At 38.0% G+C, this 25315-nt stretch carries 25 protein-coding genes, 2 tRNA genes and 1 other annotated feature; of the genes, 5 read left to right on the top strand and 22 right to left on the bottom strand.

Annotated elements, in window-relative coordinates; genetic code table 11:
• Positions 1-75: 75 nt before the first annotated feature.
• The 4 genes from carB to HMPREF1639_RS01270 all read right to left on the bottom strand — a co-directional run bounded on the left by carB (position 76) and on the right by HMPREF1639_RS01270 (position 6552).
• On the bottom strand, positions 76-3291 hold the full coding sequence (gene carB / locus HMPREF1639_RS01285; RefSeq protein WP_036762421.1) for a carbamoyl-phosphate synthase large subunit: 3216 nt from the start codon (positions 3289-3291) through the stop codon (positions 76-78).
• A gap of 13 nt (positions 3292-3304) precedes the next feature.
• Positions 3305-4354, bottom strand: a complete 1050-nt coding sequence (carA, locus tag HMPREF1639_RS01280; RefSeq protein ID WP_036762420.1) for a glutamine-hydrolyzing carbamoyl-phosphate synthase small subunit — start codon at positions 4352-4354, stop codon at positions 3305-3307.
• A gap of 69 nt (positions 4355-4423) precedes the next feature.
• Positions 4424-5146: an orotidine-5'-phosphate decarboxylase gene (gene pyrF, locus HMPREF1639_RS01275; RefSeq protein WP_036762418.1), complete on the bottom strand. Its 723-nt coding sequence runs from the start codon at positions 5144-5146 to the stop codon at positions 4424-4426.
• Between the two features lie 260 nt (positions 5147-5406).
• Positions 5407-6552: an Mbeg1-like protein gene (locus tag HMPREF1639_RS01270; RefSeq protein WP_052045366.1), complete on the bottom strand. Its 1146-nt coding sequence runs from the start codon at positions 6550-6552 to the stop codon at positions 5407-5409.
• A gap of 433 nt (positions 6553-6985) precedes the next feature.
• Between HMPREF1639_RS01270 and HMPREF1639_RS01265 the strand changes: the two genes are divergently transcribed.
• Positions 6986-8092, top strand: coding sequence for a ParM/StbA family protein (locus tag HMPREF1639_RS01265; RefSeq protein ID WP_242847253.1), 1107 nt, complete (start codon positions 6986-6988; stop codon positions 8090-8092).
• Between the two features lie 18 nt (positions 8093-8110).
• Positions 8111-8404 carry a hypothetical protein gene (locus tag HMPREF1639_RS01260; RefSeq protein ID WP_036762417.1) on the top strand — a complete coding sequence of 98 codons (294 nt, stop codon included), beginning with the start codon at positions 8111-8113 and terminating at the stop codon, positions 8402-8404.
• 198 nt (positions 8405-8602) lie between these two features.
• On the opposite strand, the gene HMPREF1639_RS01255 is transcribed toward HMPREF1639_RS01260, so the two are convergent.
• From HMPREF1639_RS01255 to pepT, 15 genes are all read right to left on the bottom strand, one after another.
• Complete coding sequence (locus HMPREF1639_RS01255; RefSeq protein WP_036762415.1) at positions 8603-10276, bottom strand: DHHW family protein; 1674 nt, start codon at positions 10274-10276, stop codon at positions 8603-8605.
• A 15-nt stretch (positions 10277-10291) separates the two neighbouring features.
• Positions 10292-11704 (bottom strand): MBOAT family O-acyltransferase, encoded by a 1413-nt coding sequence (locus HMPREF1639_RS01250; protein ID WP_334290916.1) that lies wholly within the window; start codon positions 11702-11704, stop codon positions 10292-10294.
• 8 nt (positions 11705-11712) lie between these two features.
• Positions 11713-12366: a DUF4358 domain-containing protein gene (locus HMPREF1639_RS01245; RefSeq protein ID WP_242847252.1), complete on the bottom strand. Its 654-nt coding sequence runs from the start codon at positions 12364-12366 to the stop codon at positions 11713-11715.
• 12 nt (positions 12367-12378) lie between these two features.
• On the bottom strand, positions 12379-13119 hold the full coding sequence (locus HMPREF1639_RS01240; protein WP_036762412.1) for a GDSL-type esterase/lipase family protein: 741 nt from the start codon (positions 13117-13119) through the stop codon (positions 12379-12381).
• Positions 13120-13349: 230 nt separating this feature from the next.
• Positions 13350-14405: a lactonase family protein gene (locus HMPREF1639_RS01235; RefSeq protein WP_036762411.1), complete on the bottom strand. Its 1056-nt coding sequence runs from the start codon at positions 14403-14405 to the stop codon at positions 13350-13352.
• A 98-nt stretch (positions 14406-14503) separates the two neighbouring features.
• Complete coding sequence (rplL, locus tag HMPREF1639_RS01230) at positions 14504-14872, bottom strand: 50S ribosomal protein L7/L12 (protein ID WP_036762409.1); 369 nt, start codon at positions 14870-14872, stop codon at positions 14504-14506.
• A gap of 111 nt (positions 14873-14983) precedes the next feature.
• Positions 14984-15505, bottom strand: a complete 522-nt coding sequence (gene rplJ, locus HMPREF1639_RS01225; RefSeq protein ID WP_036762408.1) for a 50S ribosomal protein L10 — start codon at positions 15503-15505, stop codon at positions 14984-14986.
• Between the two features lie 45 nt (positions 15506-15550).
• Positions 15551-15672 (bottom strand) — a sequence feature (ribosomal protein L10 leader region).
• 48 nt (positions 15673-15720) lie between these two features.
• Complete coding sequence (gene rplA, locus HMPREF1639_RS01220; RefSeq protein ID WP_036762406.1) at positions 15721-16419, bottom strand: 50S ribosomal protein L1; 699 nt, start codon at positions 16417-16419, stop codon at positions 15721-15723.
• Between the two features lie 82 nt (positions 16420-16501).
• Positions 16502-16927 (bottom strand): 50S ribosomal protein L11, encoded by a 426-nt coding sequence (gene rplK / locus HMPREF1639_RS01215; RefSeq protein ID WP_036762405.1) that lies wholly within the window; start codon positions 16925-16927, stop codon positions 16502-16504.
• Between the two features lie 14 nt (positions 16928-16941).
• Positions 16942-17484, bottom strand: a complete 543-nt coding sequence (nusG, locus tag HMPREF1639_RS01210) for a transcription termination/antitermination protein NusG (protein ID WP_036762403.1) — start codon at positions 17482-17484, stop codon at positions 16942-16944.
• A gap of 34 nt (positions 17485-17518) precedes the next feature.
• Complete coding sequence (gene secE / locus HMPREF1639_RS01205; protein WP_036762402.1) at positions 17519-17725, bottom strand: preprotein translocase subunit SecE; 207 nt, start codon at positions 17723-17725, stop codon at positions 17519-17521.
• Positions 17726-17751: 26 nt separating this feature from the next.
• A complete protein-coding gene (gene rpmG / locus HMPREF1639_RS01200; protein ID WP_036762401.1) occupies positions 17752-17901 on the bottom strand; it encodes a 50S ribosomal protein L33 in 150 nt (49 codons plus the stop codon).
• Positions 17902-18336: 435 nt separating this feature from the next.
• The gene (locus tag HMPREF1639_RS01195; protein ID WP_036762399.1) at positions 18337-18825 is read right to left on the bottom strand and encodes a QueT transporter family protein; all 489 of its coding nucleotides are present in this window, start codon (positions 18823-18825) and stop codon (positions 18337-18339) included.
• Positions 18826-18829: 4 nt separating this feature from the next.
• Positions 18830-19525 carry a radical SAM protein gene (locus HMPREF1639_RS01190; protein WP_036762398.1) on the bottom strand — a complete coding sequence of 232 codons (696 nt, stop codon included), beginning with the start codon at positions 19523-19525 and terminating at the stop codon, positions 18830-18832.
• A gap of 162 nt (positions 19526-19687) precedes the next feature.
• A complete protein-coding gene (pepT, locus tag HMPREF1639_RS01185) occupies positions 19688-20911 on the bottom strand; it encodes a peptidase T (protein WP_036762396.1) in 1224 nt (407 codons plus the stop codon).
• A 171-nt stretch (positions 20912-21082) separates the two neighbouring features.
• Between pepT and HMPREF1639_RS01180 the strand changes: the two genes are divergently transcribed.
• The 3 genes from HMPREF1639_RS01180 to HMPREF1639_RS01170 all read left to right on the top strand — a co-directional run bounded on the left by HMPREF1639_RS01180 (position 21083) and on the right by HMPREF1639_RS01170 (position 22287).
• A tRNA-Arg gene (locus HMPREF1639_RS01180) sits at positions 21083-21156 on the top strand.
• Between the two features lie 30 nt (positions 21157-21186).
• Positions 21187-21588: a hypothetical protein gene (locus HMPREF1639_RS01175; protein ID WP_036762395.1), complete on the top strand. Its 402-nt coding sequence runs from the start codon at positions 21187-21189 to the stop codon at positions 21586-21588.
• A 625-nt stretch (positions 21589-22213) separates the two neighbouring features.
• Positions 22214-22287: transfer RNA gene (locus tag HMPREF1639_RS01170), tRNA-Arg, on the top strand.
• 133 nt (positions 22288-22420) lie between these two features.
• Here the strand turns inward: HMPREF1639_RS01170 and HMPREF1639_RS01165 are convergent.
• From HMPREF1639_RS01165 to HMPREF1639_RS01155, 3 genes are all read right to left on the bottom strand, one after another.
• On the bottom strand, positions 22421-23626 hold the full coding sequence (locus HMPREF1639_RS01165; protein ID WP_036762393.1) for a cation:proton antiporter: 1206 nt from the start codon (positions 23624-23626) through the stop codon (positions 22421-22423).
• 50 nt (positions 23627-23676) lie between these two features.
• The gene (locus HMPREF1639_RS01160; protein ID WP_036762391.1) at positions 23677-24123 is read right to left on the bottom strand and encodes a GNAT family N-acetyltransferase; all 447 of its coding nucleotides are present in this window, start codon (positions 24121-24123) and stop codon (positions 23677-23679) included.
• Between the two features lie 246 nt (positions 24124-24369).
• Entirely contained in the window at positions 24370-25071 is a 702-nt protein-coding gene (locus tag HMPREF1639_RS01155; protein ID WP_036762389.1) for a peroxiredoxin, read from the bottom strand.
• Between the last annotated feature and the right edge of the window lie 244 nt (positions 25072-25315).

The raw sequence follows: 25315 nt of genomic DNA, 5'->3' as shown, positions 1-25315 counted from the left end.
TTAGTCTTACGACTTTGAAAGCATTTTTGTTACCATCAACGCTAAATATTATACAACCCCCTTCTTCTGCTAGTCTTATTTATTGATTTCTCTTAGGCTATAAACCTTCTTGTCCTGTGAATCTATATGCCTTCTATTTACTGCTACCATAGCCTTTAATGTATCTAGAGAAGTCATTATCTCTGTCTGGAACTCTATGGCAGTTCTCCTCATCTTGAAACCGTCTCTAGTAGAGTCATTACCCTTTGTTGGTGTATTGATAACCATATCAACTTCCTTGTTTCTGATTACATCAAGTATATTTGGTCTAGGCTCTTCTACCCTATTTACTACATCACACTTAACTCCAGCCTCATTAAGGGCCTTGGCTGTTCCCTGAGTAGCTACAAAGGTGTATCCTATATCCTGCATATCCTTGGCCAATTCTATAAATTCTTCCTTGTCGTTGTTATTGACAGTGGCTAGGACCTTCTTCTTTTCGTCTGATACCCTCTGGCCTGATGCCAAGAATCCCTTGTATAGGGCTTCTTCTAGGGTCCCGCCTACACCTAGTACTTCACCTGTAGACTTCATTTCTGGACCTAGGCTGACCTCTACCTTAGATAGCTTTGACATAGAGAATACCGGTACCTTTACGCATACGTGTGAAGGTGTCTTGTAGACTCCTGTTCCAAAGCCTAGATCTTTTAGCTCTTGTCCCAGCATACACTTAGTTGCAAGGTCTACGATTGGCACACCGCTCACCTTAGATATGTATGGTACTGTACGGCTGGCTCTTGGGTTTACCTCTATGATATAAAGTTCGTCCTTGTGCTCGATAAACTGGATATTTACCATACCTATTACATTTAGGTTAAGGGCCATCATCTTTGTATATTCGTATATCTTGTCCTTGATCTTGTCTGATATACCCTGACTAGGATACATAGTTATAGAGTCTCCTGAGTGGACTCCTGCCCTCTCCAAGTGCTCCATAATACCTGGTATCAAGATTTCCTTACCGTCGCATATAGCGTCTACTTCTATTTCTCTACCTGTTAGGTACTTGTCTATTAGGACTGGATTTATAGCATCCCTCTCAAAGGCATCTTCTAGGTACTGATTCAACCTCACCTCATCGTAAGTTATCTCCATACCCTGGCCTCCTAGGACGTATGATGGTCTGACTAGGACTGGATAGCCTAGCTGAGTTGCAACTTCTACACCTTCTGCTACTGACCATACACCCTTACCCTTAGGCCTGTTTATATTCAATCTTTCTAGTAGTTCGTCAAACTTCTCCCTGTCCTCTGCTGCATCTATATCCTTAAAGTCTGTTCCTAGGATTTTTACACCCTTTTCGCTAAGGAATTTAGCTAGCTTGATAGCTGTCTGGCCACCGAACTGTAGGATTACGCCTTCTGGATTTTCCTTTTCTATAATGTGGTATACATCTTCCTCTGTCAATGGCTCAAAGTATAGCTTGTCAGATGTATCGAAGTCTGTACTTACTGTTTCTGGGTTGTTGTTGATGATAATTGTCTCAATTCCCAACCTTCTAAGCGCCATAACAGCGTGTACTGAGCAATAGTCAAATTCTATACCCTGACCTATTCTAATAGGTCCTGAGCCTAGAACTATAACCTTCTTCTTGTCGCTGATTTCTACTTCATCATATTTTTCATAAGTTGAGTAGTAGTATGGTGATACTGCATCAAACTCTCCAGCACAAGTATCTACCATCTTGTATGAAGGCCTAATCTTGTATAGCTTTCTCAACTCTACTAGGTCTTCTGTGTCTATCTTCATCAGGTCTGCCATACCCTTGTCTGAGAAGCCCTTCTTCTTTAGCTCTAGAAGGTATTCCTTACTTAGGTCTTCTATCTTCATGACCTTAAGCTTTTCTTCCTGGTCTACTATCCACTTGAACTTGTTTAGGAACCATTCATCTACACCTGTAATTGTAGATATCATTTCTAGCTTGTAGCCCCTTCTGATCATCTCAGCTAGGTCGAATATTCTCTCATCATCTGGCACTACTATACTGGCCTTTAACTGGGCTAGAGTCTTGCCCTCTGATGCCTTGTGGACTAGGGAGAACTTGCCTGTCTCTAGTGACCTAATTCCCTTTAGGAAGGCTGATTCGAAGTTAGAGCCTACACTCATTATTTCTCCTGTCGCCATCATCTTAGTACCTAGCTTTCTATTGGCGTGCTTGAACTTGTCAAATGGCCACTTAGGTATCTTGACTACCACATAGTCTAGTGTAGGCTCAAAGCAGGCATTAGTCTTCTTTGTTACTGCATTTTCTATTTCATCTAGTGTGTATCCTAGGGCTATCTTGGCTGCAACCTTGGCAATTGGATATCCTGTCGCCTTAGATGCTAGGGCTGATGACCTTGATACTCTTGGGTTTATTTCTATAATTGCATATTCTAGGCTCTTAGGGTTTAGGGCCAACTGGACATTACAACCACCCTCTACACCTATAGCATCTATAATCTCTAATGATGCTGTTCTTAGCATCTGGTATTCTAGGTTAGATAGAGTCTGGCTAGGTGCCACTACTATTGAGTCACCTGTATGTACACCTACTGGGTCTATATTTTCCATGTTACAAACTGTGATGCAGTTACCGTTAGAGTCTCTCATCACTTCGTACTCTATTTCCTTCCAACCCTTGATAGACTTCTCAAGTAGGCACTGAGTCACTGGGCTTAGCTCTAGACCATGAGTTAGGGTTTCTCTTAGCTCTTCCTCTGTCTCAGCTATACCACCACCTGTACCACCTAGGGTATAGGCTGGTCTGACAACTACTGGATAACCTATCTTCTTGACATAGGCTAGTCCATCTTCCAAAGTTGTAACTATATCACTCTCTATTACTGGCTGACCTATCTGGTTCATCACATCTCTAAATGTGTCCCTATCTTCACCCTTCTTGATAGATTCAACAGACGTACCTATTATCTTGACACCATACTTGTCTAGTATTCCTGCTTCATACAGGTCTACTGCTAGGTTTAGGCCTGTCTGACCACCCATACCTGCCAACAAACTGTCTGGTCTTTCCTTTTCTATTATCTTTTCTATAAAGTCTAGAGTCAAAGGCTCAATATATATATGGTCTGCTATTTCCTGGTCAGTCATTATTGTCGCTGGGTTTGAATTGATTAGAACTACCTCTATACCCTCTTCCTTTAGGGCCTGACAAGCCTGTGTACCAGAATAGTCAAATTCTGCGGCCTGTCCTATGATAATTGGACCTGAACCCAATACTAATGTTTTCTTTATACTCTCTATTTTAGGCATCTTTAACTCCTCCCTACTCTGCTATCTCTAAGAATTTATCAAATACGTACTCGCTGTCAAATGGTCCTGGACAAGCTTCTGGATGGTACTGAACACTGTAAATTGGAAGTGTATTATGTCTCATACCCTCTACTGTGTTGTCGTTTAGGTTAACCTGTGTAACTGTCACATCTGCTGGAACCTCTGTCACATAATAGCCATGGTTCTGGGAAGTGATGAATATCTTTCCTGCTTCAAAGTCCTTTACTGGATGGTTGCCACCCCTGTGACCAAACTTCAGCTTGCCTGTCTTGCCACCTAGGGCTATTGCTAGAATCTGGTGGCCTAGACATATACCTACCATAGGCTTTTTGCCAACCATCTGTCTAACATTTTCAACTATATCTTCTAGGTCTGCTGGATCTCCAGGTCCGTTTGAAAGGAATATAAGGTCTGGATTTATATCCAAAACTTCCTGGGCAGTCGCCTCTGCTGGGAATATTGTAATGTCACAATCCCTCTTTGCAAAGTTTCTGATTATATTTTCCTTGACACCAAAGTCCATTATAGCTATCTTCTTGCCCTTGCCAGCTATATGTTCCTTGACCTTCCTGCCGACAATCCTGACTGCCTGGCTGTTGTCAAAGGCATCTATCCTAGACTTTACATCAGCTAGCTTAGTATGTTCAGTAGTTATTACACCCCTCATAGTGCCCTTGTTTCTCAAGATTTTTGTAAGGGCCCTAGTATCTATACCTTCAAGACCTATTACCTTACTCTGCTTCAAGTATGTATCTAGGTCCATCTCACACCTGAAGTTTGATGGCATATCGCTCTTTTCCCTAACAATAAAACCACTCACCTTGACCCCGTCTGACTCCTTGTCTTCTAGGTTGATTCCGTAGTTTCCTACCAATGGATATGTAATAGTAACTATCTGGCCATAGTATGATGGGTCAGTAAGTATTTCCTGGTAGCCTGTCATAGATGTATTGAATACAACCTCTCCAACGCTATCTTCAATGTAACCAAAGGCCTTGCCTTCAAATATCGTTCCGTCTTCTAAAATTAATCTTCCCTTCATTTGTTCCTCTCCTTTTGATGTGACCCCGTTTTTGACAACTGTGAGGAAGTCGAAAACATGGGGTGAAATTTATCTTAATGCGCTTTCTATCTCTTCAACAATCATATCTGCCGCCTTGGCTGGGTCTTCTGCCCTAGTTATAGGTCTGCCTACTACTAGGAGCTTGGCTCCATTTTCTATAGCCTGGCTAGGTGTCACAACCCTCTTTTGATCACCGACTTCAGCAGACTTTGGTCTGATACCTGGGCATACTGTCATAAAATCTTGACCACAGGCAGCCACTATGTCTGCTACCTCCTGGGCTGAGCATACGACACCATCTAGGCCTGCTTCCTTGGCCAATTTTGCCCTCTTTATAGCTGCATCCCTAGTTGATAGGTTACAACCTACACTGGCTAGGTCCTCATCACTCATAGATGTCAGTACTGTAACTCCCACTATTAGGGGCTTTTCTATTCCCAACCTAGCAGCCTCTTCCCTAGCTATATCTGCACACTTTTTCATGCCCTCATAGTCTGATACATGAATCGTCATCAGCCATACACCATCCTTGATACAGGCCTTTACTGCCGACATCATTGTGTTTGGTATATCGTGGAACTTCAAATCCAAAAATACCTTCTTGCCCTTGGACTTTAGGTAGTCTAGGGTCCTACCCCTAGATGCTATATAGTTTTCCAATCCTAATTTAAATATTTCTACGCTATCATCTAGCCTGTCTATTAATTCTACCGCCTTGTCGTAGTTGTCCGTGTCTATTGCCACCATCAACCTGCTCTTACCACTTACCATAAATTTTCTCCTGTCCGATTAAGGCTTTTAGATACAAAAAAATCCCTATACCCGGTTGAGATACAAGGGTATAAGGATAAAATACGCTCTATAAGCTAAGACTGCCTACTACAATCTTCTATTTCTAGACCCATCAGGCCATATCCTTACCAGTCTCTCTGGACCAGCTTAAAAGACTTAATCTATTTTTTAGTGCAGTCGCATCTCTGTACGACCTCTCTTGCACCTTTAAGGAATATCTTACCATAAAATAGGGTCTATTACAAGATTTTTCTATTAGCTGTGATCTTCTTGAGCTTTTTCTTGATTTGTTTCCTAACACCCACCTTCTTTCTAGCCTCTGAATTACTCTTGACTAGTTTCTTTATTGCAGAAGTCATCACTTCCTTGCTATTATCGTCCATGCTAGATATATTCTTTATTATAGCTAAGGCTGACTGGAGCTCCTTGCCTGCTATATCATCTAAACGGTTAGCATCTGTTGACTTCTTTATTAGAATATAAAACTCGTCAATAAACCTATTCCTTTCGTCTCTATCTAGATTTTTCAACCATATTTTTAAGGTCTGATTGATCCGTATAGACTGGTCAGTAAATTTGTTTGTCCTTACAAAACGTGTCCCCTTGACCTCCCAATTGAAACCATCATGCTGGACCAGTCCGTTATTTCCCTTAGCCTCAACTATAGAATATTTTTCGTTATCGTCCATCAAAATACCGACAACAGAACCGTTTGGAAGGAGCTTTTTGACTTTTTTCACTGTAGCCTTATATGCTGAAGTCTCCAATATCTCTTCTGTGAATCCTGGACCATCATTGTTGTATATCTCTACTACCCTATCCCTATAGGATTCGTCAAGTCCAACAACAGAGTATACAGCCAGATTGCCACCCTTTGAGTGTCCGCCAACATAGACCTTGGCATCACTGTACTTGTCCATAATATTTTTTAAGTAGACTACAGAATCCTTCTGGGCCATTACAGGTGCAGAAAAACACATATTAAAGTCTTCCTTGTATCCTATCAAACTTTCATCTGTCCCCCTGAAGGCTACGTAAATCACGTCACCTAAGTGAAAAGTCATTGCAGAAAACTGACTCTCTTTATCGTGATCGTACTTGTACATATAGTCTGATATAATTACTGACCTATACCTATTTGTCTTGGCGAGCTCGTCTGTTAGTTTTTCTATCTTTTGTATAAAGTCCCTTGCTTCCCTATTAGTCCCTCTTTTTTTCTTTTCTATATAGGCCCTATTAGCCTCTTCTATGGTCTGACCTCCCCTCAACATATCAAAGTTCAAGTAAGATACCATCGATAATATGAGGTTATCTACTTCGTTAATACTATCCTGGTCAAAACCAATGTCCCCTCTCCAGTTTATATAGTCCATTATATTGTTCATCTCTATCACCCTCTCATACCCTTGTAAGCTTACATAAAGTCTCTATTATGTATATATTTCTACCTTTTATCTATAAAGCCCTTTTAAAAGCAACTTATCTTTTTTTTAATATTCTTACTGGACACTGAGGATTGATATTTTGTATCCATAGATGAATACCATTTTTTTAGATCCGCTTACGAAACACATCCTTTTTTACATCAACAATATTAAATACAAACTTTTCTCCACAACATATAGAACACCTTTTAGTTCCTATATAGGTACTAATTTATACAAATATATATTTTTAGTTACTTATATATTCCTAAAAATACATTTATTATTACTTTTTTAGTTACTTATAAGGAACTATTTGTATATATCATTATAAAAGTGTAGCTATATAGGAACTAATATGTTATAATAAGAAAGACGAAGGAGTAATAAAATTATGACTACAAAATCAGAAACAAATGATCATATATCAAGCGAAACTAAAACTGAGCCAAAAGACCTTATAGACAGTAAAAAGCCTATAGATAGCTCAGAGGTAGATTCCCATAAAAAGGCAGAAAAAGGTATAGAAAAAAATAAAGGCCTTAAAAAGGCTAGTGATGTAAAGAAAAAGAAGGAGGAAGCAATAATGGACACACAGATAATAGGATTAGACATTGGTAGAGGATATGTAAAGGGTTATTCCCTATACAATGAAAAGGAATACTCTTGCCTCTTCAAGAGCGTATACGGTGACGGAAGAAATATATCCCTAGAGGACTACAAGGAAAATCCAATCTATATAGAACTTGACGGCAACGAATATTTTGTAGGCGACCTATCAGAAAAGGAAAGTATGAAATGTATCAGAAATGCAGGTGATAGCAAGGTTTCTCCTGTTGTTAGAATCCTTGTAAGTGCTGCCCTTAGCGAAATTGCAGTGTCTGACAACGTCAGCCTTATGCTAGGTGTCCCTTACAAGATCTTCAAGAAGAGCACCCTAAAGGAAGTACAGAAGGAATATAGGGACTCTACAATCGTTGTAAAGAACAAGATAAACAACAGTGTTAAAACTATAAAGATAGAGAATGTAAATATATTTAGAGAGGCCGATGCTGCCCTAATCTACGCCATGGGCAATAGAATCAACGAAAACAATCCTGTTGGCATGGTAAATATAGGCTTTAGAACTACTGAACTTAGCTACTTTGACAAGGGTTTCAAGTTCAACGACAAGCTAAGCACAACTATAGAATCAGGTAACCAAAACGCCCTAAAGATAGTCCAGAAAAAACTTGTAGACATTGGTATTACTAAGAGTCTTCCAGAAATTGACACAGCTGATGATTACCCAGAATTAAAGGACTTAGCCTATAAATTAACTTCCGATGATACCAACGAAATCATAGAAGAAACTTGGAACAACCTGGGCGAAATGGAAATATTTGTATCAGGAGGAACTGCCTTAAATCTTGACCTAAACCCAGAGTACAAGATGGTAGATGACAGCCAGATGGCAACTGCCAAGGGTCTATATGAAGTAGGCGTAAAGCTTGAAAAATAAGAGGTTGGTGGATAAGACTTGAAAAATAATAGAATCAGATTAACATCTTACATTAGTCCTGACCTAGATGATCTTATCCAGGACTATATGGACGACAACAACATCTCAACCAAGAGCCAGGCCCTTGAGAGGATGTTGATAGAATTTAAATATATGAAAAACGAAATAATGTTTCTAAGGGACATCATGAGTGGTGGAGCTCCACAGTCTATGCCCTATATGAGCCAACAGAAGGCACCTAGAAGGCCTTCAAGAGAGAGAGACAAGGTAAAGGATAGCATAGCGGATATTTTCTCTAATATGCCCGATTAAATCAATAGATCATAGGTATAGATACGACGATACCTACATAGGTGAGATTAGAATTTATCAAATTCCCTTACAAATCGTGAATAAAGCATAAAATAAAGGGAGGTCAGCATTTATCTACATCAGAATGCTGACCTCCCTTTCACTTACTCGCCAAAAACTTTTTTATTAAATTTAATCAAAGTTTCATATAAAACTCAACTATTCATTTATGCTCAATATAGATGAGTCGGAATTAAATGTGTTGACATTATTCAAGAATAAAACATCTGTGACGACATTATTATGAATAACATCACTAAGGCTTCCTGTAAAATACCTCATATCCACTACGTTGATTTCAGAAAATGTAGTAGCTAGGAAAGGTATCATAGCATTTGCATATGAATCCTTTATCAAGAGCAACTTTCTATCTGTTTCCACATTTGTCCTAATCTTAATCTGTGTGTGGTTACCACCTGTAAATACTTCATACTGGTCCCTACCTGACAATTTAGATGAATCGTAAAGACTAGGCACCTTCTTCTTAGTGTCATAGTACTTGGCTATAACTGGAGCGTTGTCCTGAGGAAGATAAAGATATATATCTTCCGGTTTACCAATCTCTGCACCTGTCTTGTAGTATAGACTACCCCTAAATGAATCTGACGCCTGAGACCTATTGAAATTATGCTCATTAGATGGCTGTATATTAAGAGTCTTGCATAGCTCTGAATAAGCATGGAAGGCTCCATCTGTCGTCCAGTGATGGTCTGTTTTATAGTATAGTTGCTCATTATTCTTCATCCTGTTAAAGGCCTGTTTCACATCTACCATCCTTATCTTGTTACTAAGCATAGATGCCACACCCTTTATATAATCCGTCTGAGAATCCACAGGAGCGTTTTTAGGCATCAAATGACTATATATATCCACTTTATTAGGCACAAGCATCATAGACACCTTGAGGCTCTTATTTGAGCTAGCAAATTTATTTATTGCATCTACCTTGGCCTTAGTTATATTTGGGTTTTCTGCCTTAAATCCCTCCATCAAATATCCATCTGAGCACAAGTAGACTCCATTTATTTCCTTTTTGCCCATGACCCTATCTAAATTGGCCTTGGCCTTTATAAAACCTGCCCTATTAGGGAACTGGTCTGACATATAACTAGCCTGTTTACTAGAATACTTGCCTGTTACAAATGACGATATAGTAAACTTTGGTCTTTGCTCTAGTTCTCTATTTTCTGCTAGGGATGTCGGCTGATCTCTATGAATTATTACAGCCAACATTACAATAGCCATTAGACCTACAAAGGCTAGCGGCAAAGTCCTATAGAACTTCTTGTCCAACATTTCTCTTTTATCGCCTTTTATGTACCTATCCTTGTCGCCGCCTGATATTAAAAAGTTTATAAATAGTATTACTCCATACAGTATAGCTGAAGGTATACTCCCAAAATTTTTAGATTTCCTTTTTTTAATTTTAGTATTTTTAGCCGGCCTTTGTTTGGCTTGTATAGGCTTTTGTTTCTTTTTGGACACCCTCTCACTATCTAGTCTTGACCTTAGATTTTTAGGAGTCTGAGCCTTGGAATTTGGTCTAGCCTTATTTTTGGCTGTATTCCTTTTAGCTTGACCTGCAGGTTTTTTAGGTATCTCTGACCTATCCTGACTCGGTCTAGTTTTCCTATTCTTATTGCCAGCTTTTTCCTGACTTTGTCTGGTTTTTGTTGGCCTGTCTTGACTATACCTACTCTTTTGAGACTTTTTAGTAGGCCTGTCTGGTCTCTTTTTCTTTTTCTTTTTCCTGGGCTGTTCTGGCTCTATATCCATCAATTTCCTTAGGCTTTCAGGCATCTGCGGTTCTTCATAACGTATTTTCTTTTTCATTTACTTCACCTCCACCTAAAACTTAAAGTACAAGAATGGGCTATAGCTATCAGCCACCAATGATGCCACTGATAAAAGAACTATCAATACATAACATACTGACAAGAAGGTATATCCGCTTCTACCAAACCTACTCTTGATGTTGTTTATTAACCTTAATACAAATGGACTAGCACCTATAATAGCCAATACAAACAACTTCCACGAAGTCTTTAGTATGTATAGGGCCTTTCCATCCACAAATCCACTAGCTCCAAATACCAATAGTCTGCTATAGAAGTTTGCAATTTGAGATAGACCCTTAAGGTCAAACATTACCCAACCTAGGACTACTATCAACAAACAGTATATTACCTGGATTTTAGGACTCAACTTCCTCAATATCTTGCCCAATTTTATCTTCTCTATATATATAATGATTCCGAAATATAGACCCCATACCACGAAATTCCAACTAGCTCCATGCCATAGGCCTGTCACCATCCATACTACAAATATATTTCTCAATTGTTTTTTAGCTGAGCACTTGCTACCCCCTAGAGGGAAGTAGATATATGTCTTGAACCAGTTTCCTAGAGATATATGCCACCTTCTCCAAAATTCTGTGGCACTCTTTGAAATGTATGGGTAGTTAAAGTTTTCCGCCCACTTGAAACCAAACATATTACCTAGACCGATAGCCATATCTGAATAACCACTAAAGTCAAAATATATCTGTAGGGTGAAGGCTATTATTCCCAACCATGCCGTCATAGCAGACATCTTTAGGTCAGGGCTAGTCTTGACACTAGACCATATCAAGGCCAAGTTATTGGCTATTAATACCTTCTTACCCAAGCCCAATATAAACTTCTCTACACCCCTACCAAATAGGTCTGAAGAAGGCCTTCTCACCAAAAGCTCCTTGAGCATATCAGAGTACTGGACAATAGGACCAGCACCTATCTGAGGAAATATGCATACGTACAAGGCAAAATCTGCAAAACGCTTCTGTGGAGGAGTCTTGCCTGTATACACATCCGCCATATATGATATTATCTTGAAAGTGTAGAAGGATATACCAAAAGGCAGGGCCAAATCCACAATCTGCAGGTTGGTTCTAGCTATCATATTTACGTTGTCTATCAAGAATCCATAATACTTAAAAAATGCCAATATAGCTAAATTAAATACCAATAGACAAACGAAATAAAATCTGGCCTCTTCTCTTTTTTGTCGCCTAGAATGGATAAATCCAATCCCAAACCAGGTAACTACTATAGATACCATAATTAATATCAGGTATCTAGGATCTCCCCAACTGTAGAAGAACAAACTCAGTAGCAAGAGGACTCCATTTTTGAACCTCTTCGGCACTATGGAATATAAAATAATTGCTATAGGGAAGAAATAAAATAAAAATGTTAAACTAGTAAAACTCAAATCCATCCCCTCCCTTATTCGTAATTTGCCTTAATTATTTTATTTATCAAATCAACATTATCATATGATATGAAGTAGATATAATCACCCTTTTTCTCCAAAAGGCTAGAACTCATAATCCTATACTGGTCTGGAGCATAGTTTTTAAAGCTCTTTGATTGGTCATCTACCCTCTTTTGTATACTTGAAAGTATGGCATCCGTATATTCTGGCTTGGCCTTTAGTATAAGTATCTCATTGGCCAGCATATTGTTCTTAGGAACATATGAGGTATATTTTTCTACTTCTATCTTGTTTATCCCATACAACTTTCTGAGGATCAAATCGTTACCCTTAATGAAGTTATCCATATTGACCCTCTTTTCAATATTGGATCCAAGCGTTGCAAAATCTATATTTCTAACCTTTACAAATTGATAGGCTAATATAAACACTAGGACAACTACCAAAATTAGGGCCATATATTTTTTCCTGTAAATGGAACTGGTCTTCATCGGTTTAATGCTATTTATCTTATTGATTTTCTTTTTAATGGTCTTGCCCTTTAGGTCGGCCTCTATATCTTCACTCTTTATTATCCTCAGCCTAGCAGTCTGTTCATAGTTGACACCCTGACTTGGCTTGGTTTCCCTAGTAATATTCTTTCTATCTCTATCCTTCTTATTCAATCGACCCACCCCCTATATATTTTCACTCAAGAAAAATAACCAATTCTTGTAGAAATCATACTTTAGATGGATTCCATCTGGTTCATATAAGTCTAAAGATGTTATCAAGCCGTCTGATGATAAAAATCTAGCCCCTGTCACATTTGCTACCATCTTAGTTTTTTGTATCAAGGACTTTATATTTTCATTATTGATTCTGTCATCCTTGGCTCTGGCAACTGATTCATTAACAGTCAAAGGAGCCTGCAAATATATCTTTACGCCTGGATCAGCCTTTTTGATCTCTTTTACCAAATTGATATAATGCTCCTTAAAAACTTCAGGTGTGTGAGCATTTAGGTCATTTGCCCCATATAGTATAACTATCTGCTTTGGTTTTAGATTTTTTATTTCATTCATGTGCCTGGTTGCCTGGTTTACATGTTCGCCCTTGACAGCCAAGACACTGGCGGAATCAAGTATATTGGCCTGTTTTAGGTACTCTGTTATAGAGTCACCAATAAAGACCACATCCTCAAACCTCGACTTGGCCTTAGTCATATCAAACTTAGTGATTGAGGTATCCTTGTTAACCTTGTTGATTTCCCCTTCTACATCATCTAGACGTTGGGACTCCTGCTTTTTCAAAAATGCCAAGGTCCACTCAATACTGGCCTTGCCAGACCTTGTAGTATCCGCAGCATAAACTCCATATGCAGTGGCACTAGTGGCTATCATCACTGCACTAAGTGCTAAAAGCTTACTTTTTTTCATATGCATCTTCCTATCTCAATTTTATAAATTTATTCCTAATAATTACTCCAAATTTTTGTGAAATAAAGGCAATAAAAAGCCTTACATTCTAATACTTAATTATACCATAAGCGAATGATAAAAAACTAGAATTTAAGGAAAAAGTAACTGAATTATCCACATATTCACATAATTATCCCCTCTACTAGAATTGATTATCGATACACTGGCAGATAAAGCACAAAAATTAACTAATCAAAAGGAAGTATGCATACAATTTCATCTAATCTTGAATCAAGTTTCTTGACTAGGGATAGGCTGCCATCATCCATCCTTTTAAAAAGAACTATATCATCAGAGTCTTGATGGCCGACTAATAGGTATTTTTCATCAGGAGTCAGGGCGAAATCTCTAGGATTTTTTCCACCACTGGCTATATTTTGAAGAAGACTCAAATCCCCATTGTCACCTATTTCATACACACTAAGGCTGTCATGCCCCCTATTAGATACATACAAATTATACTTACCCTTCTGATTTTTCATATTGCTAATCTTTATAGCAGCCCCACTATTGCCTACAAGGCCTTCATAAGCCTCAGGAAGGCTCGAAACTATGTTTATATGTACTAACCTACCACTGCATTCATCATAGCTTAGAACCTCTACAGTGGAATCTAATTCCCCAACTAAATATAGGTACTTTGAATATGGAGAAAAAACTAGGTGCCTAGGACCCATACCTGCTTTCGTATGGTAACTAGCAAGTAGTCTAAGCCCACCCTCGCCATCAATAGCATAGGTTTGCACCCTATCGCCCCCAAGATTTACCACCATGATATGCTGTCCATTTGGAGCCATTAGGGCCATATGACACCTTGGACCATCTTGGTTAGGACTAACTGGACCACTACCTTCAAGCTCTACACTGTCTACAAGGCTCAATCCATCCTTGTCTAAGCCAAAGATATCCAGCCTTCCCAAGTGGTAGTTACTAGCATACAATCTAGCCCTTTGCTGGTCAAAGTAGAGGTGACATGGTGCCTTGCCCAGTTGGTATACTCCATTGATGAGCTTTGCATTTAGTCCATCTCTATCAAAGTCATAGGCTAATACGCCCCCTCTATCTCTAGAGCTAAGAGCAAATAACTTGTCCCCGCTGATAGCTAGGTAGGATGGGTCCTCAAGTTCTAACAGCAAACTACTATGGTCCTCAACACCAGATTTATCCACTCTAATATCAAGTACATGTATCCCCTTATTCGTCCTCCTAGTATAGCCACTAAGTAAAAATCTATAATTTTTCATACATACATCTCCTCTACAAGTAAAAATATACTAAAAAAGAGCCGCCCGATCCTAACGATACAGACAACCCTTTTAATGAGCAAATTAAATTACTTTTATTATTTAATTTCTGCTGAAGCACCAGCAGCTTCCAATTTTTCCTTAATCTGTTCAGCTTCTTCCTTAGATACGCCTTCCTTAACAGCCTTTGGAGCATTGTCAACTACTTCCTTAGCTTCCTTTAGACCAAGACCAGTTATAGCTCTAACTTCCTTGATTACTCCAACCTTTGAAGAACCTGCTGAAGTTAAGATAACGTCAAATTCAGTCTTTTCTTCTGCACCACCAGCAGCACCACCAGCAGCACCAGCAACCATAACTGGAGCTGAAGCAGATACACCGAATTTTTCTTCTGCAGCCTTAACTAATTCATTTAATTCTAACACTTTCATGTTTTCTATAGCTTCTAAAATCTGTTCTATTGTCATTATATTGCACCTCCGTGTATTATTTGTTTTTAATTAAAATTTTCCTTTGTGATTTCTCACCGTTCTATGCTACCAAACTGGTAGCCTCAACCCACCCTCTAGGTGGCTTTTTTAAGCTTCTGTAGCTTCTTCGTCCTGCTTCTTTGCAAGAGCATCCAATAGATAAACAAAGTTTGACATTGGAGCCTTCAAGCTGCCAAGAAGTTTTGCGATAAGTTCTTCTCTTGATGGAATAGCAGCAAGAGCAACTATCTTAGCTTCATCGTAGAATTCACCTTCAACTACACCCATTTTAAGAGTGATCTTGTCAGGGTTCTTGTCCATGAATCCCTTAAGTACTCTAGCTGGAGCAACTGGATCTTCGTAACCAAATGCTATTGCGTTTGGTCCTACTAACTGTTCATCGTTGAAGTTAGCAAATACATCTCCTTCGATCTGGCTAGCAGCTCTTCTTACCAAAGTATTCTTGTATACTTTGTAATCAACACCAGCTTCTCTCATCTGACTTCTCAATTCTGTAACCTGTTCAACTGTTAATCCCTTGTAATCTACAACGATAACAGAAGCAGCCTTTTCTAGCTTTTCAGCTATTTCAGCAACTACAGCTGATTTCATTTCTATAGCCTTACTCATATTCTTAGTGCACCTCCTTCACAAAAATAAAGTTTAGCACTCACCGTATAAATATAAAAGCCCTTGTCATCAGCAGACAACAAGGGCGCAAGTATCACGTATATCGCAACCTCGGTGGGAAATTAAGCTGACGCACCCACTGTCTACGGCAAATCTATTCTTCTTTAACATTGACAATATATCATATATGTCAACCTGTGTCAACAGTATTTTAATTATTCAGTAACTCTAACTGGGTTAACCTTAACACCAGGTCCCATTGAAGAAGCAACTGTTACGCTTCTAAGGTACTGGCCCTTAGCAGCAGATGGCTTAGCCTTGATTATAGCTTCCATCAAAACCTTGAAGTTATCGAATAATTTTTCCTGACCAAATGATGCCTTACCAACTGGAACGTGGATGATATTAGTCTTGTCTAGTCTATATTCAACCTTACCAGCCTTGATTTCATCAATAGCCTTAGCTACATCAAATGTAACTGTACCAGACTTAGGGTTTGGCATTAATCCCTTAGGACCAAGTACTCTACCTAGTCTACCTACTACACCCATCATATCTGGAGTAGCAACAACTATATCAAAGTCAAACCAGTTTTCTCCCTGGATCTTCTGAACTAGTTCTTCAGCACCTACAAAATCAGCTCCTGCAGCTTCTGCTTCCTTAGCCTTTTCACCCTTAGCGAAAACTAATACTTTCTTTGTCTTACCTGTACCGTGTGGTAACACGATAGCACCTCTAACCTGCTGGTCAGCATGTCTAGAGTCAACACCCAACTTGATGTGGGCTTCTACTGTTTCATCAAACTTAGCTCTTGCAGTTTCAACTACTAGTCCTAGAGCCTGTGAAGCATCATAGTAAACATTTCTGTCTACTTTTGCAAACGCCTCAGCGTATCTCTTACCTTTTCTTGCCATTTTAATAATCCTCCTTGTGGTAATACGGTTTTTAACCTCCCACTAATAAAGACATTGTCTTTACAGTGTCGTCAACTTTTGATTAGTCAACTACTTCTACACCCATACTTCTTGCTGTACCAGCGATCATTCTCATAGCTGATTCAACTGTAGCAGCATTTAAGTCCTTCATCTTTAACTCAGCGATTTCTCTAACCTGAGCTGATGTTATCTTACCAACCTTCTTCTTGTTTGGTTCTCCAGAACCTGACTGTAGGTTGATAGCCTTCTTGATTAGTACAGCAGCTGGTGGAGTCTTAGTTATAAAACTGAAAGACCTATCCTGGTATACGCTGATTACAACTGGTATAATCATGCCTGCCTGATCTGCTGTCTTAGCATTAAATTCCTTTGTGAAAGCCATTATGTTCACACCGTGCTGTCCTAGTGCTGGACCAACTGGTGGAGCTGGAGTAGCCTTTCCTGCAGGTATCTGTAGCTTAATCTGACCTATTATTTTCTTAGCCATTGTGTTGCACCTCCTTATATTTTTTCTATATTTTCAAGCCCTAGTGTTACTAAAGCCTTCCTACCAAATGCATTTACATAGACTTTTACTTCTTTTTTCTCAATGTTTACATCTTCTACTTCTCCGACATTGTCGACAAAAGCACCACTAATTACCTTTACTGCATCGCCTGGGTTTAGATCAATCTCACCGCTGACAATTTTTGATGCTGGAAGTTCAATTCCCATAGCCCTTACTTCATCAACCGTTAGTGGAACTGGTTTTGAACCAGGACCTACGAATCCAGTAACACCCTTAGTATTTCTGACGATATACCAAGACTCATCAGTCATCTCCATTTTTACTATTACGTAACTCGGAAATACCTTTCTCTGACTAATCTTTTCCTTGCCAGTCTTTGTAGTTGTTACTACATCTTCTGTAGGAACTATTACCTGTTCGATAATATTTTCCATTCCCCTGTTCTTTACAGTGTTTTCAATTGTAGTCTTTACTTTGTTTTCATGACCGGAATAAGTATGAACGACATACCATTGCATATCTCTTTCTTCTGACATCAAAATATTCCTTTCAACGTTCGAGACCAAACAACTACTTAATCAATAGACTAAGTGCCTTTGATAATCCCAAATCTACTAGCCATACAAATAGGGTAGACACAATAACAACTCCAAGTACTACACCAGTCTTACTTGCAAGTTCTCCCTTTGTGGGCCAAGTTACTTTTTTAAGCTCCTGACCTGTGCCCTTTACGAACCCTACCTTATTTTCTGATACTTGTACATTTTCCTTTGCCATTTACTCACATCCTTTACTTAGCTAAATTACTTTGTTTCCTTATGAGTAGTGTGCTTCTTACAGAACTTACAGTACTTCTGTAATTCAATTCTGTCAGGATTGTTCTTCTTATTCTTAGTTGTGTTGTAGTTTCTCTGACCACATTCTGTACACGCTAAAGTTACTTTAACTCTCATCTGTTACACCTCCAAATTTGATTTTATATATGATGATATAGCTTCCTGAAAAAATCAAGTAACTATTACCTTCCAAAAAATTATATTTTTTTACAACCCAAAGTGACGACTCTACATGGCCGTCTAAAATAAAATACCACACTATACGCCTTTTGTCAATGATTTCAGTGTTTTTTTGACCCTTTTATTTCCTTCAGCAAGGATAAACTGTTTATCGCTATAGAAGATAGGGTCTATGTTGACATAATAATTACCTCCCTCTTAATTGTCTTCTTTTTCCAAAATTTTTCTCATGAATTTGAAGTGTACTTCAAATTTAATTATAATTATACCATAATTTGAAGTACACTTCAATTTTTACAAAAAAGAGTCAAACACCTGGCCCTCACAGGCAAGATATTCAACTCTCTTAGGAAATCATTAGTCTGAATACAATTAAGATATCAAATTCTTAAAAGTACTATTTTTCATCAAATTCTTGAATATAGGTACTCCCAATATAGCCACTATAACAAATTCAGAGAACATTATCTGGGCAGTTACGACTATAAATGATACTGGTTCAGGCGATACAAATACTATCTCCAGACCTATCAATAGGCTAAAAAGCGCTGGCATCAATGATGCTATCCATATATTCTTTATCCTAGACATTGCTGTCAGGGCTAGGAAGGATGCCATGGTACCAACCACCACATCTATCATACCTAGGGATGACAACAAATTTGAAATTGCACATCCGACAGTCAATCCAACTACGTATTCTGGATTGAAAAATGCCAATAGTGTCATCACCTCAGATATCCTAAACTGAATTGGACCATATGATAAGGACGGAATTATCCATGTAAGCACTGCATATATAGCGGCTATCATGGCCTGCCTCACCAATACTTTTCTGTTGACTAAAGTTGCTGTGTTCATATTTTTACTCTCCTCCTACACCAAAATCTGTATTATTCCAGAGAATCTCAATATTTTCCATATCATCCATATAGAAATATTTATCCCTAAAGTAGTCAACTATTGCCTGGTCCCTCTTAACTGGAGTAGTATTTTCCACATAGATGTTGATACAGCCTCTCTTAAAATTCTCCTGTAGAAGTTTCATGTCCCTGTCTATCATTTCTTTTGTCTGTCCCTTTATACCTACCAAGAGACAGATATTGTCAAAATATGAAGCCACCTCTTTGGCATCCTTGAAGCTTATATTCTTGTTCAAGTAGCCATTTCTGAAATCATCATCAAAGCTTTCAATACCACATTTGAAGGATACCTCTATCCCATCAAAAAAATCTCTAATTTCATCTAACCTAGTCCTGTAGTTGTAGTAGGCTTCAAAGAATATCTCCTTGATACCCTTGGCCACACATACTTTCCTGATGTCTTCCAGAGTTTCCATTGGTAGTTCAAATACCGAGGCTGAATTAATCACCTCTAACCTACCATATACTCCCCTTACATCTTCTAGGACCTTCTTATTCACACTAATCATTTCTTCTTCATCAATTGAGTTATCAGCGATATAATCACAAAAAAAACAGCGCCCCCATCTACATGGATGAGAACGCAGCAAAATAATCTCTCTTGGATTTTTATCGTCGATTATATTATAACGATTCATTTAACCACATCCTTGTTTTTTAAGTAGGTGACAAGAAAACTCTATATCTTGTTTTTTAAGTAGGTGACAAGAAAACTCTATATCTTGTTTTTTAAGCAGGTGACAAGAAAACTCTAGCACCTATTATACCCACTTTATCGGTCTGTGTCAAACATTAATTAGTTACCTATTTGCCCACTCCTTGGCAATCTCCACCAGTAGGTTGGCACCAGCCTCCAAAGCCTCCACACTAATCATCTCATTCCTACCGTGGAAGTTGATTCCTCCAGCAAAAAGGTTTGGGCAAGGCAAACCCATAAAGGACAATCTAGAGCCATCAGTACCACCCCTTATAGGAATTATGTTTGGCTTTATATCCAAATTTTCCATAGCCTTGACAGCTACATCCACGACTTCCATGTGATTTTCTATCACTTCCCTCATATTGTAGTAGCTATCCTCTATGACCAAACTAATCCTACCATCATATTGACTTGATAGGGCTCTTATAGTTTCTTCAAAGAAGGTCTTCATGTCCTCAAACTTGACCCTATCGTGGTCTCTAATTATATAGTTAAGGACGGTTTCTTCAGTAGTACCCTTTATGTCGTTAAGGTGGAAGAAGCCCTCATATCCTTCTGTCGTCTCAGGTCTCTTATCCTGAGGAAATGCATCCATAACCTTGGCTGATATATAAATCGAATTAACCATCTTGCCCTTGGCAGACCCAGGATGAACATTCCTACCTTGAATGGTCACCACAGCAGATGCAGCATTGAAATTTTCATACTCTAGCTCACCCAACTGGCCACCATCAAAGGTATAGGCATACTTGGCCCCAAACTTGTCTACATCAAAGTAATCAGCCCCACAACCTATCTCTTCGTCAGGAGTAAAGGCCACCATTATATCTCCGTGCCTTATGCTGGGATTTTCTACTAGGTAGTCTATACCTGTCATAATTTCAGCTATACCAGCCTTGTCGTCCGCCCCTAGCAAGGTATTTCCATCAGTTACTATTATGGTTTGACCCTTGAAGGCTCCTATTTCCGGATAATCCTCCAGGGCTGTAACTATACCCTTTTCTTTATTTAGAACTATATCACCGCCGTCGTAGTTTTCTATCAACCTAGGTCTGACATACCTACCAGACATATCTGGGCTAGTATCCATATGGGAAATAAAGCCTATTGGAGGGATGCCATCAGCATTGGCTGCTAGCTTGGCCATTACGTAGCACCTCTCATCCAGACTAATATCCTCAAGTCCCATTTCTTCTAGTTCTGCAAGCAAGATTCTAGCCAAATCAAACTGCTTGGCAGTAGACGGACTAGTTTTTGACTCTGGGTCCGACTGGGTGTCTATTGATATATATTTCAAAAATCTCTCTAATACTTTTTCTCTCATCCTATTTCCTCCAAAAATACACTTCTAACTCAATACTTGCCCTTCAAATCATCTTTAAATTTTCCACTCATCACTTGTCGTTTAACAATAGTATACCACCCGGAATAGATGCATTCAAATTTTCTATATCGTTGACCAAGGAACTTATGATATAATATTAGTGTATAATGTGCGCCTATAGCTCAACTGGATAGAGCTGCAGACTTCGGATCTGTGAGTTGTGGGTTCGAATCCTACTAGGCGTGCTTTTTTATTTATTTTAACAGGAGTGGACTATGTACGTACTTTTTAGAAATGACCTAATCAGCAGTGATGATATAAAAAAGGAAATTGAAGAAAAATCCTTATTCAGAGTCGAAACGGACTTGACTAAGGCTACAAAAAGGGAAGATGTCATGGCCTTCAAGCTATCTATTGCTACACAAGACCTTGAAGCCGATATAAAATTTGACTGGGAGGATGATGAGCTTGTAGAAAGATTATTTTCCAAGGCCCAATCCCTTACAAGGGAATTTTTGGCATTCTTTCCAAAATACACTATTCAGGCCTCTTCTACCTACAAGTGGGACGAAATAGAAGACAGGATCCACCTGGTAGTGGTAATCGCCAACATAGATATAAAGATGAAAAAACTAGAGCTAGACATATTGAAACGCATGATGAAGCAGGTAGATTAATCTACCTGTTTTTTATTGCCCTTCAATGCAAATTTTTCCTTGTCAAATGTCGACTAGTATTCTAGTTACACTTACAAAAGAAAGAAATTTTAAGAACATTTATTTATATTCAAAAAATCCATCATGGTTAAAGTTAATAAAATCACATTTTTAAAAACAAAAGTTATATTCCGGTTAATTAAGTAAAATATGAAGAATGCCACTAAAATTATCTTAAAAAAAAAGCATTAAAAGCTATTGACCTTTTATTTATAAGTGCTATAATATAGGTACAAGGACAGATAAATAACAAACAGACTTGTACACTCAAACCAACTTATTTAGAACATAAGAGTATTATTTAAACCTGATATTTTTCGTAAAAATGCAGAGCTGCAAGCTCTGTATTTTTATTTGTCCTATCTGATAATAAATAATCAAGTATACCCCTTGTATCCCTTAAAATATTTTAAGTATTGTTTTTATTTGCCATATATTTAGCAAAAATAAGTCAAAAAATAGTTTATTAAATTCAGGTGAAAATCATTTTTCAATCCTTTTCTAAAAATTAGTATTTATATTTTAAATTTCCAGTGGAAATTTACGCTATTTTATGTTAATATATTATAGTAACAGTTGATAATATGTCCCCGTAGCTCAGCTGGATAGAGCACTCGCCTCCTAAGCGAGGGGTCGGAGGTTCGAATCCTCTCGAGGACGCTAAAAGTCGTAGGTATTTTGCCTACGACTTTTTATTATTTATTCTAGCTATTGTAAAAAATCTGCCTATCCAAGCTATCAATCGATCAAAAAAGAGGGGTTTAAATCCCCTCTTTAAATCATTTATTTATATTTATTCGGATGCAAGAGCTTCATTTGTACCCGTCTGCCCCTTACCCAAGTACTTTAAAGTATGTTTTAGTAAAACTGGAGTAATTATTGTAGTCACGACGACCATCAATATAACCGGAGAAAACATGGTATGCTCAATCAAGCCAAGCTTGTTACCCTTCCCTGCAACTATCAAGGCAACCTCACCTCTTGATACCATACCAATTCCTATATTCAAAGCTTCATACTTATCATACTTACAAATCAAGGCACCCAAGCCAGCACCAATTATCTTAGTTAGAATAGCTATGATCAATAGTATAATCGAGAACAATAAAACATCCTTATTAAACTTGCCCAAATTGGTTTTTAGACCTATACTAGCAAAGAATAGTGGTGCAAAGAACAAGTATGACATGACATTCATCTTCTTTACAATTTCATTTCTAACACTAAACCTACTAAATATCATACCAACTAGGTAAGCCCCTGTAATATCTGCTATACCGACATACTTTTCTGAGAAATATGCAACCAACATTACCAAAGCAAATACATATACAGATATCCTTCTCTGGTCAGTCTTAAAATCTAAGAACCTAGCCAAGAAGGTAGTGATCACTGCCAAAACAAACATAGCCACAAAATACAAAGCTATCTTCAATAAAACATATGACATACTAATATTAGCATCCCTAAAGCTAGTTACAAAAGTCAAAATTATAATACCTATTATATCGTCGACTATAGCGGCTCCCAAGATTGCATTACCAACCCTGCTGTTAGCATAGCCTAATTCTCTCAAGGCCTCAACTGTAATACTTACAGATGTAGCTGTCAAAACAACTCCCACAAAAACAGCCTTTAAGATATCTGCATGAGCCCCCATCTTAAAATTCAAGAAAAGAATGTAGGCCAAGATTCCTCCTATTAGGGGAATTATCACACCGAATATAGCTATAGTCAGATATGATACACTATTCTTTTTTATTTCTGCCAAATCCGTATCCAAGCCTGCCATAAACATCAATATAATCACACCTATCTGAGATACCTGGTCCAAGAAGGCTGTATCCTTTACTATACCCAACATAGACGGTCCTATTATAACACCTGCTAACAAGGCACCTACTACCTGAGGTAACTTAATTTTCTCCGTCAAAAATCCAAATACCTTTGTTGAAAATAGTATTATAGCTATACTCAACATATAAGTATAATCCAGCATAATAATTTCCTCCACTTAATTAATAATAAAATAGATTACAACAACTCAACCTATACCTGATCATCTACCATTTGCATATACTCTAACTCCTCAAATCCAAGTTTCTTATACAAGTCTATGGCTCTTTCATTACTGGAACATACCTCTAACCTGAATCTAGCTGCCTGTGGAAAGGCTTCCCTAACCCTGTTAATATATTCCTTGGCTATGCCCATAGACCTATATTCATCAATGATAAATAAGTCTTCCAGCTGTATGGTCATACCAGCAACTTCTGAGGCATAATAACTCGTAACTATACCAAATCCTACTAGGTCACCCCCATATATAACCTCATATCCTTTTATAGGATGCTCCTTCGAGATAATATCATCCAAAAGCTTCTCAACTATAGACTCCTCTATTGGATGGTCTACGGCATCCGACCTATAAAAATACATCATCATACTCAAGAGGTCATCATAATTTTCCATTCTAAATTCTTCAAACTCAATCATATTAGCACCTACTTTTCCGGTATTTTTGACACATTAAATTGTGGCACCTCTTCTTCTCCTATACAGTATACCATACTTTTTCTATTATATTATATTAAGTTGTTTTATATTTTATTAGAAAGATATCAAAAAGGGACCATAAACCTGTATTTACAAGAGGTCTATAAGTCCCTTTTTTATTGTATTTATTATTTTTATTTGCTATTTATTTTAACTTTCTTGGACAAACAATTATACCACTATACCCTATCTTCCGTCATCCTTTTTGAATGTCAAGAACCAGTCTACCATATCATACTTGCTAGTATCCTTAGCATCTTCTATTCTCTGCTGAATTTCTTCACGAGTAGTAGGTGCTGGTAGGATTACATCCTTACCTGGTTCCCAATTGGCAGGTAGGGCAACTGAATCCTTTTCGGCCTTCTGTAGTCCTAGTAAGACACGTTTGATTTCATCGAAATTTCTACCTAATGAAGCTGGATAGTATAGTATAGTCTTTATAATCCCCTCTGGATTAACAAAGAATACTGCCCTAACTGCATGTGTATCTGATTCACCCTGTAACATTCCATAAGCCTTGGCAACTTCCATTCTTATATCTGCTATTAGAGGGAACTTAACCTTTGGCTTTTCTATTCCATTCCATGTATAATTTTCTATAGCTTCTAACCAACTAAGGTGTGAATGTACTGAATCTATAGACAAACCTACCAATTCTGTATTGTATGATAGGAATTCATCATGCATGCTGGCGAATGTCATGAACTCTGTAGTACAAACCGGCGTAAAGTCAGCTGGATGTGAGAATAATATTACCCACTTGCCCTCAAAGTCATTAGGGAAGTGTAAAGGCCCCTTTGTTGTAACAGCTTTAAACTCTGGTGCCTTAGTTCCTATTAGTGGAAATCTTACCTGTTCCTGCAATGTTTCTAATCTTTCTTGTTTCATATTTTCCTCCTCCTAGTTTTACAAACTTATTTATACTTATATTTCGATGGACTTGCTAAAGCAAGTATCGACATCTACTTATTATTAATATTCATTCTTATTATACCTTATTTTGAGGACTTTAACCAGCTTTTTTACAATTTTATAAAAAAAATTATTTTCGATAATAAAAATGGAGACAAGGCATCCAATATAGGTTCTTTGTCAACTAGCGTTGATGAATAAAATCCGAAATTTATGCGAC

This window comes from Peptostreptococcus sp. MV1 (assembly GCF_000758885.1).
Classification (GTDB): domain Bacteria; phylum Bacillota; class Clostridia; order Peptostreptococcales; family Peptostreptococcaceae; genus Peptostreptococcus.
The sequence above is the reverse complement of the archived record's forward strand: the minus strand, read 5'-3'. Positions and strand labels throughout refer to the sequence as shown.